The organism is Pseudomonas sp. TNT3, from assembly GCF_010095445.2.
Taxonomy (GTDB): domain Bacteria; phylum Pseudomonadota; class Gammaproteobacteria; order Pseudomonadales; family Pseudomonadaceae; genus Aquipseudomonas.
In genome coordinates, this window is the sequence record NZ_WFGV02000062.1 from 17,685 (window position 1) to 33,430 (window position 15,746).

The window sequence follows — 15,746 nt, forward strand, 5'->3', positions numbered from 1 at the left end:
CCCTTCCGTTACAGGTTTACGATTGTGCGACCCAGCTCTGGCGCTTCAAGTGGCGCACCAGAACCTTGCCCTCGGCGCACAGCGTGGTGCCGAAGGTTACCCGCTGACCGCCCTTGAGCTGCACGTCCAGCGCGTATTCCAGATGACCCGGCTGAAGCTGCGGCAGCAGTTCAATGTCCACTGAAACCAGGCGAGGTTCGTAGCGAATGAGGGTGTCCGCCAGGGTCTTCATCAGCCCATGCGCCGCAGCGGGTAACCCCTGAAGAATGTGACCCATATCCGGGAGACCGTAATCTGGCAGATGGTCCAGCGCACCCGCCCGGCTATTGAGGATGCGTTGCAGATTGTCCAGCACTGACAGCGTGTATTGATCCTCTTCGGCGACTTGATGCAGGTCCAGCTCCCCATCGAAGTTCTGCAGCAAGGTTTCGTAGAGTGAAGGATTGAGCGGGGTCATCGGCTACTCCCTGGCCAGCGGTCGCAAGGTCAATCGGTTGTCACCCAATTCGATGACCCGCGCGAGATCGGGGTCCAGCTCCTCTCGGGCCAGGGTCACGCGCCACGTATTCATCTGGTTATCGGGGTGGCGAAACAAAGCGACCACCGAGACGAAACGCGTGTCTTTGTCCAGGGGCACACTGAGCTGCGCTCCCTCCCCCGGCTTGACGACCACGGCCCGTTTGTCCAGCAGATCCGCGCTGAGTACCCGGTCGTCATGACTCAGCAAATTGTCATAGGAGGCCTTTTCCACGGCCTTCCCGTCACGCAACTGATACACGCGCACCAAGGTCGGTACCGACAGCGCGTTCATGTCCGTCGCGTCAGTATTGATCGCGGCTCGCCCGCTGAAATCGAGGTGCAAGGTCGTGACCTGCTTGTAGAAAATCGCTCTGGCGGTGGACGTGCTGGCATCCGAGACGGTTTGGGTCACACCACAAGCACCGAGCAATGTGCCAATAACAGCCAGTACCACGAGGTTAAAAACGGTACGCGACATGGTGTGTTTCCCTGTTGTGTGGATTATCTCGAAGACCTTGGTATCGGCCCAGATTGATCGTGACGGTGTCGTGCTCGGCGCCGGTTCGGGTTGCGCAGCCCAGTCCCAATACCGCGGTCATTCCGAGCTGTACCGATGCTCGCCCCAACCTCGGATGCGGCAGGCTGCTGACTGGCAGCGACAGGCGCAACTTGGCGGTGCAGCGCCAGCCCAGATAGACACGCAGCAGGACCAGCAGATCGGCGTGCAACTGCCCACCCGGAAACCATCCAGACGCCTCGTCCGGATCGTGGGTGAACAACGACAGCAGCAGCTGGCTGTTGGCGTCGTGCCCGACACTGCCCAGCGGCGTGCCTTGGGACAGACTCACCGGACGGAGCGTGGAAAGACTGGCTGGCTGAGCCAGCGAAATCCTCTGCGGCCAATGGGCCGTCACCTTCGCTTGAGTGGCGGGTGCCAACAGCGTCACCAGCGCAATAATGCCTTCGGCGTTACGGGTGGGCAGGCGCATCACACTCAGCAGCGCCAGAAAACGCGATACAGGCGTTGCGATCTGCTTGGCGGTGCCGGGAATACCAAGGCCGATCAAGCCCAGAAGGCATTGCGATGTCGCATCGGTGCCACCTTTTTCGAAGGCGGCCGGATACGAGTACTTGCGCCAGATCCGATAGAACTGGGTGAAGATCCGATGGTTGAAAATATCGAGGAACGCCTCCAGTGCCTCATGACCTTCGCGACGCTGGGCGATGTCGTCCAGGAACGTCGTCGGTAACGGCGAGTCCACCCCGTATAGCCCAAGCAGGCGCGTGCGTACCGTGGCCGGACGCTGCGGATGGTTGACGTCGGTTTCGATCCCCTTGAGTTCACCGGCAGGAAAACCCATCCCCGGGTCGGGTCGGAAACGCACCGGGTCATCCGCCGGGTGAGTGGTACTGCCCAGTGGCGGGTGATCGGGTAATGCCTGTTCCAGCAACTGACAGAAGCGATACACATTGGCCTCAGCCACCCGCCCCTCCAGCGCCTCGAGTAATCCGCTGGCGTTTAGCCGGGAATACGCTGACTGTGATTCTCGTTCCATCGCAGGGATTTTCCAGAAGGTTGAAGGATGAGAGTGAGCTGGTTGTACAGATGGATGTCGGCGTACAAACCAAAGAAGCGATTGAGCATTTCGCCAAACAGGCTGATGTCGCCCTCGCCGGAAAAGCCATGGGCATCGAGCGTGACTTCTATGTCCACCCCACGCAGCAAAAAGCCTTTTTCAAAGCGCTGCACCACGTGGTGCTTGACCTCGACGATGGCTGCCAGGCGGCGGCGATTGAGCTCGCTGTCCGTCCAGTCGTACAGCGCCAGCGTGCCTCGCAGCACTTCGGCGTTGTCGAGCATCGGCAGGAAATTCGACCCAAGGTGGCTGAGTACCCGCCAGTGAAATCGGTCGCGATTGGGCGGGTAGCACGGCAAGGTGGGCGCGCACAGATTGCGCACCCGCAAACCGATCTGCGAGGACTGCACCAGCGTGTCCAGCAAGGTGCTTTGCAAGGCCTTGCGCGGAAGCTGGCCGTGGGTGCCGGTGAGGCGCAGCGACAGGCTTTCCTTGCCGTCCAGTCGATCCTTGTCAAACCCCTCGCCTCCCAGAATCAGCCAGGTGTCATGCAGGCCGTTGGCTCCCCGCTTCAGCCGCGTATGGAAGTACCGCTCCGGTGCGTCATCGCGCAACATACCGCCTTTGTGGCGAAAACTGCTGAAGGGCACATAGTCCTGCCGCTCGGCATCCCTGGATGAGGTCACTCGATCCACTGAATAGATTTCGGTATGGCCGTCCTGCAGTCGCATGGGTCTGAGCAGGTAATCGGTTTGTAGGGGTGCCAGGGCCATCGGGTCGGCTTCCAACGCAAACAGATTGATCACCGGCACTGTGTTCAGCCGCAGGTGTTCGGCGCCGAGATTGAAGGTGTGAGGCCACGGCTCGCCCAGCACCACGTCCAGTTCAAACCAGGCGGTTCCCGGAACAATCGTCAGATGTTCCAGCCCACAGAGGGTCACGAACATGAACTTCTCGCGGAAGGTGAAATACTCCAGCAGCAGCTGGTAACCACTGAAAGCGCTCTCCCCCTTTGGCCACAAGCGATCCTCATCGGCAAACCCCTTGGGCGAAAAATGACCTTTGAGTGGCTGACGATCCAGCTGCCCCGGCCAGCGCACGTACAACGCCTGGGTGTTGAGGGTCAACGCCTGATGCAGCGCACTCGCCAACGGGGCATCAGCGTTCAGGTACAGCGGCAGGCGACTCAGGTCGATCTCACTCCAGTCGGTCAACGCGCCGCAGGTAAAACGCAGGCGCAACAGCGAACGGCCATCGGGCTCGTAAGCCTGCCGCACGGACTCAAGCGCGAGTGGTTGCAGTATCAGGTCCTGGGTGGTGGTGTAGCGGCATCGGGTACGCCGGGGCCCGATGGGCTGCGACAGCACTTCAAAGCCTGTCGCAATCCGTTCGCTGCGTTTCATTTGTGCGAGTTCCGGGGCCAGCTCAACGATGGACAGCGACGGAATGGTGCGCAGGTAATGGGGCCAAAGCAGGCTGACCAGACCTTCAGTCAACTCGGGCAGGTCATCGTCGAGCTTTTCGCGCAACCGTCCCATCAAGAAAGCGAAGCCCTCGAACAAGCGCTCCACATAAGGGTCGCGTGCGCCTGACCTGTCCAGATTCAACTGCGCGGCCCGGTCCGGGAACGCTTCAGCGAACTCCTGACCGGCCTCACGCAGGTAGCGCATTTCGGCGTCGAAGTAACGCAGTGTCAGATTGTCCATGCTCAAAGAAATCATCCTGATAAAGAGAGTTAACCGCAGAGCACTGCAGCGCGTACCGGATCAATCGCCACCAGCGCCGCGAGCAGCGACTCCGTGCGCCGGCCCAGCGTGGTTTTGTCGGCATGATTGCGCTGCGCTTTGAGGCGCAACAGCTTGAGCAGGCGCGCCTTGACTTCGAAATTGAGGTCGGGCTCCCAGTCGGCCAGCGCCTGGCGATCAGCCGTGACCTCCAGTTCGCCCAGCAAATGAATGGCTAGATCGCTCTTGCCACACTGCTCGGCCACCCGAGCCATCAACAGGCGCAATAACCACCGCTGCCGTCCGGTCTGTATGCCTGGGCGCGCGGCCAGCCAGGCCAGCGCGTGTTCCACCCCGTCGCTGTCTGCCTGAGCCAATGCCTCACCCTCCAGCGACAGCACATCTGCATCCGCACTCGCGGGAGCAACTGCCGGTGCAGGCAACCACTGCTGGGGACGATTGCCGCTGACGTGCTGCACGATCCACTCCCGGGTGGTCTGGTCGGCGAAAGGCGTTCCATCACTCCAGCTCAACTCCTCCAGGCCCGGCAGTCGCTCCAGGAACATGCCCAGATCCCGCTTGGCAATATCGGCCCAACTGTCCTGCGGCGCCGGCTGTTTGCTCAGCGCCTGGCACAGGTACCACTGCAGGTCCAGCCAGAAATGGTTCACGCTTTCGGCGTAGATTCGTTCGACCTGATCAAGCAATTCATTCCAGCTCTGTTGCAGGTACAGTCGCTTGAGTTGTGCCCGGTATTCGCCACGGGGCGCCGTCAGGCGTGTCATCCCGGTAGCGTCCTGGGGCGGTACCTGATGCACGGTGTCCCAGCGCAGGCTCTTCATCAATCGATGGGCCGCCAGCCAACCTTGTGGCTGCTCGCGAAGGTAACCGGACAAGGCCCTACCACTGTCCAGCAGATCCCTCCCGGATTTGATGGCCGTAGCGCTCGTCGCAGTCGCTTGCGCGTTCGACTCATGGCTGGCCGTGTTTTGCGGAACCAGCGCATCCACGCCGCCCGACTGCGCCAGTCGGGCGGACAACGCACCGTACAGAGCACCGAGTTCCGGACGTTGATCCTCCGGCCAGGCCAGCAGACCGCGCTCCAGCCAGGCGAGTGCGGCCACCGTGCGTTCTGCCTCGTCCTTCACGACTTCCGGGTACAGCGAAAGGCTGTCCAGCACCTTGCCGCTGGTCAGCCATTCCAGAGCCATCCTGCGACTGTTAGATCGCGCAGGCAGTACGTCGCTGGTGTAGCGCTCTATCAGGGCAGCCAGCAAACTCAGGCCATCGCTCAAACCGGTCTCACCGTCTTTCTGCAAGCGTGCCCACAAATAGTAAGTGGCCACGCGCAGGTCCTTGCAACGCTGAGTCAGAAGCTTGCGCGCCAGCAGCACCACTTGATCAATGTCGGCTCCGGACAGCTTGTTGACCTCTTCACGCATGAGCTGGAAGTCATCGTCGTACCCCGGATCCTCCCCGACAGCCGAGCTGTCACTGATGGGTTCCAGCCAGGATGCCCAGCGATTCGACTGTTCTTGAGCAAGTGACAGGGCATCGCGTTCACCCAGGCATCGGGCTATCAATGTGCGCAAACTCATCCGGCCCTCCCGTTTTTCGCCGAAGGCTCTGTGGCACTGCCCTCGCTGAGAAATATCTGCTGCGGCAAGGTGAAGTCCCGTAGCTTGAGCAACGCCAACGGTCCGGCGCCCAGTTCGGTGCGCAGGTGCCAGGTCAGGTCCAGTCCATCGGGGGCTTTAAGGCGCAGACGGTAGTGGCTGTCGCTGTCGTTCAGGGGCGTGACCTGGGCTTGTTCCAGCAGACGGATCAACCCCCAACTGCCCTCGTAATCGGCGAACAGGCGCTCGTTGGCGTGTACGCTGATCCAGGTCAGGCTCGTGCCCGGATGGTCGCTGAAGCCCGGCCAACTGAAACGCTGCCAGCTTTCCTTCTGATTGAAGTACTGATGTGTTTCGCCGTTCAACGTGAAAGTGGTTTGCACCACGTCGCGCACGGGTTTGCCCCGCAGTTCGAAGCTCAGGCCCATGCCGCCGTCGGTGTAGAGGACGTCGGCAAGGTGGCTGAGCTGATTGATCGCGTCCAGGAACTGCGGGTTGAAACGCAGCCCCTGACTGTGCCGGGAATCGGCCACCCAACGACTGCCTTCCTTGCGCAACACACCGCCCAGTTGTTGCTGCAAAAACTGTTCGATGCGCCCCGAATCGGCGCGGATCATCTGGCCCAGCATTGGCAAGGACACATCGCTGGTGGTGACCGCAAAGGGATAACGACCGGCGAAGGCGCTGTGCCAGTCACGGACGATCGCACGTTGCCACTGGCTGTTGAGGCTCGCCGCCGAGGGTTGCAAGACCCGTTGCCAGGCCTGTTCCAGTGGCTGCACGAACAGCGTCTGACCGACCCCGTCCCACTGCGCACCGAGGCTGGCGGCGACCAGGCTGCCATAGGACTGGGTGTCGGTGAGATCAACGTTCTGCCCCTGAAACACCGTTTGCGCCAGGGCCTGGGTCATGGCCTGCGGATCGGTTGCGGTGCTCACTTGCTGCAGCTTCAAACGCACCCGCGTCACTCGATTGAGAAACGCCTGCAGGCTCAACCGCTCGCTGCTTCCGTCGACCTCTTTGCCGAGCAGCGCCAGCAGCGGCCCGAAGGTTGCGTCCAGCGGGCTGGTTGCGCCAGGCATCGACTGCTCGATCTGCGGCACCTTGTCCTGGGCGACCCATTGCTGCGCGGACTTGATCAACGACTCGGCCAACGCCGGCCCCCGGATGCCAGCCTGGCCCTGAACAGCCAAGGTGTTCATCAGGGCAATCAGCGGCGATTGGCGGACATCGCTCATCAGCGTCAGTTGATCGATCACATCGCCCAGGCTGTCGGCCGGCTGCCACCGCAGGCTGTTGAGAAAATCCAGCCAGGCGCTGGCGTAATCCTGAAAATAACGTTCGGTCAGGCGCGCCTTGAGCACGTCGGGGGTCAGTTCGCTGGCAAGGTCGCGGTGGTTGTCGCTGAGCACCCAATCGATTTCCTCACGACGCGCCTCGGCGATGGCGTCGATGGCCTGACGCACCTGCCCTTCCCAGGCCTGACGGGTAAACACCCCTGGAACACTGGCCCGGCTGGTGAACAGCGCTTGGGCGTCCGTGTCACCGACCATCTGCGGCAGATTCATTTCCGGGTAGTGACTGGCGGTTGATTCAAGAACCTTCTGGTACAGGTGAGTCTCGTCGTTGCGTTGGCCCAGCTGTCCGAGCAACACCCGCCGGGCCTGCGCCACCAACGTCGGATCGGCTTCGATGCGCCAGGCTGGATGCGCGGGCAACTGCTCTGCGTAAAACTGCCACAGGGTCGGGGACAGGCCTCGCCACAGGCCTGGGGAAATTCCGGAACGCAGGGGTTCGGCGTCGTTGAGGGTTTTCGCCAGGAAAACCGCTTCCGCTTTTTCCGGGCGCGCCATCATCAGGTAGGCCTTGAGTTGGTCGTAAGCATTACGGGCGCGGTCGGCGCGCTCGGGACTGTCCGGCGGGAGCTTGATCAGCGCGTTGAGCTGGCGCTGCAAATTGGCCGCGGCCGGGTCGCGCAGCAAGCGATTATTGGCCTCGACATACGCCGGCCATAAGGCCTTGAGCAGGTCTTGATTAGGGTTCAGGCCAAAGCGCTGGTACCACGGCGTACCGTGCTCGGCGCGGTAATCCAGACGAGCCAGCTCTCGCATCAGTTCATTGAGTGCGAGCAGTTGAACGTCGCCTTGTTCTGACTGCTGTAACGCGGCGAGCGAGCTGTGTACCTGAGCGATCTGCGCGCGATTGCTGATGAAGGACAGCAGCAGCCCCGCGCCCCACATCAACGCCAGGCCAAGCACCAGCGCATAACCGATTCGCGAGGCAGGCCAGCCCTGGCGACGAGGGTGGGTCGATGTATCACCCAGCACGCCCTGCCAGGCCGGATCGACGGGCCAATAGTGCTTGCCGGGGTTTTCAGCCTGGGGCATCGGCAAGCTGAACCACAGCCCGCGCAACGGCACACCACGGGAGAACTCACCCAATAAAGGCGCAAGCGCCTGACGCCAGCGCGGGATGCCCTCAACCTGCAGATCGCGGGACAGGCGCAGCAGGAAGTCATGGTTCATCTGACTGTGCATCTGCCCCAGGCCTGCACGGCGCAGGGGATCGACCAATGCATCGAGGCGGGTTTCCAGCTCGATCGAAGTGACGCGTCCTGGCAACAGGCAACCGACGGGTTGGGTCTGGCGGGCGGTCTGTAGCCATGGGGTTTCGCACGCTTGCCAGAGGTGCAGCGGGAGCTGCCAGCGCACGTCACGAGCCAGGTGTTGCAGATGGCGTATGCCGTTGCCCATGGCGATGGCGTCGGTGGTTTGGCTGGTGTTCAAGGCCCAGATGACGCCGTCGAGTGCCCGCCAGCGAGTGAGGCTTTGGCATTGTTTTAGGACCCCATTGTCGAGTGGATCCTTCACGCTACCGCCCCACAGCAGGACGGCGTTTTGGCCTTCGAGCCAGTGGGTTTGGGTGAGGCCGGGGGCAATGGCGGTGATCTGCTCGGGTTCGCCGACGATGAGGAGGATGCGAGTTTGGTGGCGCCAGAGGGGGCCGTGGTTTTGGCGTAGGTACTGCTTTACATCGTTTTGTACGGATTTATCCTCATCAGATTCAGCAAATGAAGTTCCAAACACTTTGTGCACCCGCGAGAAAAACTCCGAGGCACCCAAACTCCGGACGCCCATGGCGCCAAACCCATCCAGAAGCACAATAATTAAACATACGGCCAACAAGCCGACCATGTATTTAAGTCGCTCAGACTCTTGAGCAACAATGAGTATGGGGTTGTCGATCCAAATAAACATTGCACCGATAACAAACAGGCAAAGGATCAAAATCCAGACGCTAAATTGCTTCTTCATGAAAAATCCTTATTTCCGTTTAGCCGGCTGGCCGTACGACACACCAATGCGGCGAGATATCGTTGAGCATGGCCAACTGAGGCTGACGTTCTGAAGCGGCGTATTCACTGGCGACGATCAGTGCAACATTGCCGACCGCGTAGCCCGGCAATCCAAAGGAGTCATCCAGGCGATGACATCTTTCGTTATCAAGGGCATGTCCGGCCGCGCACATCGCGATACTTACATCGCCCAGGTGATCGGCAGGGATCTGCGACTGCCAGACAAAATACGGCTCACCTCCCTCCTGAATCCGGCCCCATAGCAGCACGTCCTTTAATGAGTTCGTGTCATCTGTCATTCCTACAGGACGATGCACCCAAGCCTGTGGCACCACTCTGTGTTTGGCGCAGAATCCGGGATGCGCCAACAGCACACCAGACACCGACTCCGCCTGTTCCGCGATGGGTTCCTGAAATAAATTGACCTCAATCGACAATACAAGCGCAAAGGGTTCAGGCTCATCCAGCCACGCGTCCAGCCAGAGCACGCCATCGGCTTGTGTCGCAAACAACACTTCGTCGAAAACCAGATGGTCTCCAGTGCACGAGCGCAACAGCGACAGGATCGCGGCATCGGGCATGATCTGGTTGTGCTTGATGCGTAGGCGACAAGCCGTATGGTTAGCGAGTTGCTGCAACTCTTCTTGAAGGTCACGCATCAGCCTTGAAAAAAGCGACTCCAGGCGCTGCTTGTATTCTTGCAAGGTGGCGTTCTGTGCAGCCGGTTTTAACTGACTAAGGCGCAGCGTCGTGACCAGCCGTTTTAGAAAAACCGGCTGTAGCGGCTTACTGCCGTTAAGCAGTGCTTGGGAGAGTTGATGAGTGCCCGCAGGCGTGCCGTAAGACGTGGCCAACAAGCCAATCGCACGTTGTCCTTGTTTAACCAGCCTCTGCTCCTGATCCGTGTGACTCTCGTTCCAGCTTTGCGCGAACTGCACTTGCCGCTCATACGCCAATAAACGCAACGCAAAAAGCAGCACCCCCGATAACGATGGAAAAATCAGCACACAACACCAAAACCATAACGATTCCCCCCACTGGTCGGTTGGCCATAGCACTGCAACCAGACCGCCGCCCAACAGCGAAATCATCAGGATTACCAGTAGCCACCGGCCTTTTCCTGGCGGCAAGGGAAGCGCCATCTTCTCGGGCAAGGCCCGATGATCGACCGGCAAGTTACAGCCTCCCTGCTTGGGGTAGCGATGTGATTAACGTGCATCCGCACTCACATCGATGCCCCTGTAAAGCAATTGGACGGCCATTATGTTTAGAGCCCGCGTCGCCCTCGGCGATTTTATTGGCGCCATGCAAAGGTAACGGACAAAAAACCTCATCGCCTTGACGGGCTACTTCGACGCCCATGAATTTGAGACCGGTGGAACCAGTGACTACAACACCGCCGGATGAGAGTTTGTCGCCGACGCGGATAACACCTTTCATGAAGACCTCGCAGTTAGTTGTTATACAAACAAGCACATGAGCAATAAAATTAGTTCTGCTAATTTTTATATCTAAAACAGTTAAATACACCTACAAAGTATTGTGGACCACCCACTCCTTCCCCGATCATTTGAACCGACATTAATCATTTGATTGGCACTGCAGAATTCACTACGCAACGAGCCGTTTTATTAGTAATGGCTAGAAACTCCCCTCCGCCTTTAAAGAAACTAGCCATATGACCATCTGGATTCCGATAATTGCGGTGTACATTCACACCCGCGCCCCATCGAGGGTTGGAATAATCGGCACCGCGCAAGACTTTTGCATATTTGTTATTGGAGGCTGGACTTTTGTATTTCGGTTCTTGCGGCCCCTGAGGATCTTTAATAGGTGAATATTTATAATATTCGGGGTCGTACCAATCTTTCACCCACTCGAAGCCGTTATCAGACATCGCATACAGGCCTAATGGGTTAGGCGGAAAACGATCTACCGGTAGAGAAGTCAATCCCTCGCTACTCCACCCCATATCCTTTGCATAAGATGCCCGATCCCAATAATCAGAAATGTTTATGCCTCTAGGGCCATCAAACTCTGTGTACGGGGTATCACCTGTTTTATGAGTGCCGTCATCAGTAGCCACTGCCAAAAATTGTCCGCGACTTCGTGCAGCATATTCCCACTGAGCCTCAGTCGGGAGAGTAAACGGTAAACCGCTAATCTTGGCCAACCAACTGCAGTACTTTTCTGCTTCGAACCAGTCCATATGGGCCGGATTTTTAGGGGGTACACTGAATTTTTTTAGCCTGCTATCCTCGACAACATCCTGCCTAAATTGCAAGTTATTGCCATCTAAGTACTGTCGATATTCTTCGTTGGTAACTTTAAACCTGCCAATCGAATAACTGCTCAGTTCAACTTTATGCAAAGGCTTGCTATCCATATCACCATCATGTGGCAGTCCTTGTTTGCCATGCTCAACACCAAAGTCCCCCATCAAAAATTCTCCACCCTCGACAAAGATCAAATCCTTCTTCACTCCGACAATAAAATTACTCAACGCCGAGGCGCTGTTTCTTGAAATTTCAGCACTCTCAAAGTTGGCAGCCTGGTCACACCCGACCAATGAGACAATTAGAGAGGCGACCACAAAAAATCTCATGCCATTCTTAGAAAAACTCATATTATACCACCGACTCTTTTTCACACTGGCCGAAGATACAGCGTTGTAGCGATCATTTGACTGTCATTACAGAGTTGACTACGCACCGAGCCGTTTTATTAGTAATTACCAACAATACCTTTCCCCCTCTTAAGCGACTAGTCATATGCCCGTCTGGATTGCGGTAACTGCGGTGCACATTCACGCCGGCACCCCATCGAGGGTTCGCATATTCCGCACCGCGCAAGACCTTTGCATACTTGTTATTGGAGGCTGGACTCTTGTATTTTGGTTCTTGCGGACCTTGAGGGTCTTTGATGGGTGAATGCTGATAATACTCAGGATCGTACCAATCCTTCACCCACTCGAAGCCATTATCAGACATCGCATACAGGCCAAGTGGGTTGGGTGGAAATCGATCCACCGGCAAAGAAGTCAATCCTCCAGTTCTCCAACCCATCTCCTTTGCATAAGATGCCCGATCCCAATAATCAGAAATGTTTATGCCTCGAGGGCCATCGAACTCGGAATATGGGGTACTACCAGTTTTATAAGTTCCATCATCAGTCGCCACCGCCAAAAATTGCCCACGACTTCGTGCAGCATATTCCCACTGAGCCTCAGTGGGTAGTGCGAACGGTAAACCGCTAATCCTCGCCAACCAACTGCAGTAATTTTCTGCTTCGAACCAGTCCATATGGGCGGGGTTTTTAGGTGGCACACTGAAAATTTTTAACGTGCTGTCCTCGACATCACCATGCCTAGACCGCACATTATTGGCACTTAGGTATAATTGAAATTCTTTATTAGTAACTTTAAATCTACCAATCGAATAGCTACTTAGTTCCACCTTATGCAAAGGCTTACTATCACTATCACCATCATAAGGCAATCCTTGCTTGCCATGCTCAACACCAAAGTCCCCCATCAAAAACTCTCCACCCTCGACGAAGATCAGATCCCTCTTCACTCCGGCAATAAAATCACTTAACGCCGAGACGCTGCTTCTTGAACCTCCAGCACTCTCAGAGTTGACAGTCTGGTCACACCCAGCCAACGAGACAGTTAGAGAGGCGACCACAAAAAACCTTTTGCTCCCCTTAGAAAAATTCATATTAGACCACCAACTCTTTTTCACAAGGACCAAATATACAGCGCTGTGGATAATGCGGATTATCGGCGACATTAAGCCTATAGTAATTTGTGTTATTCATAGCAAGAGCATATCCCCACGCGACTTCTTTTTTCAAAGAGGCACGGATAGTGCTGAGGTTAGCCTTTGCATCGTACATATCTTGATCGCGATTAAAACCTAGCTGGAGAAAATCTACTATTTTTTGTTCTTGATCGACGACAATTGAATCAGATTCCTCCAAGCGTGTTCCGTCCGGCGTCATGCGACTTAGAACTTTCTTCCATTCAGCGACTGTCTGAATACTTCTGAGTACCCACAGCACTGCTTCCTTACGGTCATTGAAGGGATCTGGGACGAGATCTCCGCCATAATTCATTACATCTAAGCGATCCCATTTACCATGCCGTGTCAGTAGGTAAAGCAACATCCCTTTCGACTCAGGGGTATAGCGCAGCAGATCTTGTTTTTGAGCGATTGTATTGGTAGCTAATCTATTACGACGTTGAGAAGCTTCTTGGCTTTTCAGACCCTCATCTGTGATAGCTTTTACAAAATCCACAAACTCTTCATAAACAAGTTTGAAATCGGGCTTATCCGCATTATAGAAAGCATAGATATTATCTTCGATATCAGCCATTTGCATAACACAATATTGGCTATACGCTTTAAAAGCATCTGATTCCACCAACTCAAAAAAACCATAATCCAACCGATACAACTGATAAACCAACCACGCCCCAAACTCCACAATCGTATTCACACCCACTTCGCAAATCAGCCCGCCCTTGGCGCCTAACCCCCAACACAAACTTGCGGCCACATGAAAACAAAACCTACCGTTAATAAACGTGCAGTGAAACTTCCCCCCAATGCCGGCACCCGCCAACCCGGCGATGTTACTGCCGATCGTGCAGAAATTTGTATATTCGCCCGTGGACTTAAGGATTCCGTCGAGTCCGAAACCTACGCCCGGCGGTGGCGTAGGTTTGAGCCATTGCAGGCCGCCGCTGAGGCTGGCTTCGGCTCGGGCACCGGCGAACGCTTCACCGGTCAGCTGCAAGCCTTCGTCTTCTTCCGCCATTTGTTTGTAGAAGACTGCGCCCCGGTGGTTCCTGTCGGTGAAACGCGGGAGCCGACCGCCTGGCTGACCAACGAGCATTTGCTGATTTCCTTTGACCACCACCTGCAATTGCCCCTCGACCACCACTGACGCGCCAATGAATCCCGTTAGTTGGGGGATAATGTGAAGGCGCAGCATCCCCATCTCGAACTCATGGCCAGTGGCGCTGGTATAGGACAATTTCCAACCGAGGCGATCCGGTACGAAAGCCTCGAGGTTGACCGATGCCGAGGCCACGGTGACGCTGGCCTTCGCTTCGCCTTTGATCGAAGCTTGGCCTTCGGCGAGGTCAAATTGCGCACTGGCACCTACATTGGAAGCGAAACGCATGAATTGCGCGCCTCGGGACACATCAACGTTGGCGCCCAATCCTTCCGTTTGAGCGAGCAGGCTGTTGTTCCAGCTTTCCGCCCAATCGAATAACACGAAGTCACTTTTCAACGTATCCAGATCAAAATCCGAACCGGACCATTTGAGGACGTCTTGCAGTTCAAGTTTGAGTTTTGGCCACTGCAGGTCGGTCAGTTGCTTGGCGAGCATCGCCGTATCAATTCGGGTATTGCCGTTTTTATCCTTGCTGTAGATGCTTTCTTTCGCTGACTTTTTGTCCTTGCCCTTCAAGGCGACGGTATGCAGCTTCCGGCCTTCCTGGGTGATCCTGAAATACTGCCTTTTTACGTACACATAGGGTTTGGGCTTGGACCCGCGACGATTTTTCACTCCTTTTTCGAAGACCGGGATGAGTTCGACGACATCGTCATAGCTCATTCCTTCCAACGAAAACTCCCCCAAGTGCTCTTGCAAGGCTTTCCGCTTTTGCTCCAGCTCACTCTCCGCCGTGATCACCGCTTTGGTGCGTTTTTCCGATTCAAGGGGGGATAAATCACTCTGCGCGGCCGCATGGGCCAAGTGTTCCAGTACGCTGGAGTAGTTGCCTTTGGCTTGATGAAATTCATCCATGCGCATGTTCATTACTCGCCAGTGCGTTTCAAACTTGCCGGCGTGGCTAGCGGCAATGAAGATCAACTCTTCCGTTTCCGGACAGAAGTAGCATTGCGTCGCCTCGTGGTACGCAATAACCACGGAGCCCTGCTTGCTGGTCATATTTTCGGCCACAGGTACATTGGCTTCAGTCATGTTTTCGGACTCCACGGTTATTCAAAGAACAGCTGGATGTTTTGCGGATCAACGCCGTAATGGGGTTGGGTGTAACCGTTGGCGTCGGTCACACCGCGCAAAACGCGGCCATCGGCGGTCTCTATTCGATAAGCCGCATAGGAGGTGGGCTCGTTGTTGATTTTGTCCCGGACCTGAAAGGTGCCCTGCACCGGGTTTGTATAAACCGGGTCTTCCAGGACCATAGGGGAAAAGGCTTTCTCAAGAGAGGCCGCGCCGCCCCAGGCAATGTCGTCGTTCTTGAGGAGCAACTTGATCGGCGCGGAAATCTCGACACAACCGTCCTTGATTTTGATGTAGCCCCCCCCGCTGACCAGGTTGATGCCTTCATCAGCGTTAAGAAAAATTTCGCCCTTTACACTGTTGATTGTTAGCGTCTTGTTCGCTTGCAACGTCATGGCATCACTTTGGGCCTGGATGTCTACCGGACCACGAGCAGCGAATAATTTGAGCCCCAGTCTCTGGGCAAACAGGCTGATGGCTTCGCCTGCCACCACGCTGAAGCGTTTGAACACCGTGAAGTCGGCGCTGTCACCTGCCGTGCTGGTGAGCGTCTGCCCCGCTGAAAATTGAATATTTGCTGGCGTAGTCAAGGCAATGCCAGCAGGCGCCGAAGCGATAAAGCCTGCCTCCGTTAAACCCGCAAGCGATTTTTTCAAGCTCAATTGTGATGGGATGTCCGCCGTCAGTGCTTTCGATACAGAAGCGCTCTGGGCCAGATCTCTGACCAAATGCAGAGCACTTTCTAACTGTGCGAGCGCTGCGCTCATATCGAGCTGTTCACCCTGAGCTTTGGGCTGTCCATCAGCACTGATAAAGATCCCTTTACCCGCGCGGAGACTCCCCCAGTCTTCCGTGCGCAGCTCAAACCCCTCCCCCCGTTTCTGCTTCTTCGCATCCACCAGATGCCCCAGATTCA

The 15,746-nt window shown here is 56.4% G+C and carries 12 protein-coding genes; all 12 read right to left on the reverse strand.

Going from position 1 to position 15,746, the window contains the following annotated elements:
- Positions 1-16: 16 nt before the first annotated feature.
- Complete coding sequence (gene tssE / locus GBC55_RS25690) at positions 17-457, reverse strand: type VI secretion system baseplate subunit TssE (protein ID WP_162440289.1); 441 nt, start codon at positions 455-457, stop codon at positions 17-19.
- Between the two features lie 3 nt (positions 458-460).
- Positions 461-997, reverse strand: a complete 537-nt coding sequence (gene tssJ / locus GBC55_RS25695; RefSeq protein WP_162440288.1) for a type VI secretion system lipoprotein TssJ — start codon at positions 995-997, stop codon at positions 461-463.
- The gene (gene tssG, locus GBC55_RS25700; protein WP_162440287.1) at positions 978-2,075 is read right to left on the reverse strand and encodes a type VI secretion system baseplate subunit TssG; all 1,098 of its coding nucleotides are present in this window, start codon (positions 2,073-2,075) and stop codon (positions 978-980) included. Before tssG ends, tssJ begins: the two co-directional genes overlap by 20 nt.
- The gene (gene tssF / locus GBC55_RS25705; protein ID WP_162440286.1) at positions 2,039-3,808 is read right to left on the reverse strand and encodes a type VI secretion system baseplate subunit TssF; all 1,770 of its coding nucleotides are present in this window, start codon (positions 3,806-3,808) and stop codon (positions 2,039-2,041) included. The genes tssG and tssF overlap by 37 nt, the downstream gene beginning before the upstream one ends.
- Before the next feature lie 23 nt (positions 3,809-3,831).
- Positions 3,832-5,418, reverse strand: a complete 1,587-nt coding sequence (tssA, locus tag GBC55_RS25710; RefSeq protein ID WP_162440285.1) for a type VI secretion system protein TssA — start codon at positions 5,416-5,418, stop codon at positions 3,832-3,834.
- Positions 5,415-8,750: an ImcF-related family protein gene (locus tag GBC55_RS25715; RefSeq protein ID WP_247267006.1), complete on the reverse strand. Its 3,336-nt coding sequence runs from the start codon at positions 8,748-8,750 to the stop codon at positions 5,415-5,417. Before GBC55_RS25715 ends, tssA begins: the two co-directional genes overlap by 4 nt.
- 19 nt (positions 8,751-8,769) lie before the next feature.
- Positions 8,770-9,966 (reverse strand): hypothetical protein, encoded by a 1,197-nt coding sequence (locus GBC55_RS25720; RefSeq protein WP_162440284.1) that lies wholly within the window; start codon positions 9,964-9,966, stop codon positions 8,770-8,772.
- A 1-nt stretch (position 9,967) separates the two neighbouring features.
- On the reverse strand, positions 9,968-10,231 hold the full coding sequence (locus GBC55_RS25725) for a PAAR domain-containing protein (protein WP_162440283.1): 264 nt from the start codon (positions 10,229-10,231) through the stop codon (positions 9,968-9,970).
- Between the two features lie 145 nt (positions 10,232-10,376).
- Positions 10,377-11,417: an SUMF1/EgtB/PvdO family nonheme iron enzyme gene (locus tag GBC55_RS25730; RefSeq protein WP_162440282.1), complete on the reverse strand. Its 1,041-nt coding sequence runs from the start codon at positions 11,415-11,417 to the stop codon at positions 10,377-10,379.
- Between the two features lie 52 nt (positions 11,418-11,469).
- Positions 11,470-12,510, reverse strand: a complete 1,041-nt coding sequence (locus GBC55_RS25735; RefSeq protein ID WP_162440281.1) for an SUMF1/EgtB/PvdO family nonheme iron enzyme — start codon at positions 12,508-12,510, stop codon at positions 11,470-11,472.
- A 1-nt stretch (position 12,511) separates the two neighbouring features.
- A complete protein-coding gene (locus GBC55_RS25740; RefSeq protein ID WP_162440280.1) occupies positions 12,512-14,788 on the reverse strand; it encodes an ATPase in 2,277 nt (758 codons plus the stop codon).
- A 17-nt stretch (positions 14,789-14,805) separates the two neighbouring features.
- A partial coding sequence (locus tag GBC55_RS25745; protein ID WP_162440279.1) for a type VI secretion system Vgr family protein occupies positions 14,806-15,746 on the reverse strand: 941 nt, incomplete at its 5' end.